The following is a 210-nucleotide window of genomic DNA, read 5'->3' on the forward strand; positions in this document are numbered from 1 at the left end:
TGCCGTTGTTGCGCAACTCGAAGTCGCCGCCGTTGAGGGCCAGGCCATCAGCGGTGATGTTGCCGTTGGCATCTTGGGTGGTCTTGCCATCGACATTGAGGAACACGTTGCCGCTGGTCGCCAGCCCTTCGTTGATCGCCAGGTTGCCGTTGGTGCCGATGCTGACGTCGCCGGTGTTTTTCACCCCGGTGGTGGTCTTGACCACGTTAC

General features: G+C 61.0%; 1 protein-coding gene. It reads right to left on the reverse strand.

What is annotated here, in order from left to right:
• A partial coding sequence (locus HU767_RS28660; RefSeq protein WP_186731128.1) for a hypothetical protein occupies positions 1 to 210 on the reverse strand: 210 nt, incomplete at both ends.

The sequence above is a fragment of the Pseudomonas sp. SWRI179 genome, from assembly GCF_014268705.1.
Lineage (GTDB): Bacteria > Pseudomonadota > Gammaproteobacteria > Pseudomonadales > Pseudomonadaceae > Aquipseudomonas > Aquipseudomonas zanjanensis.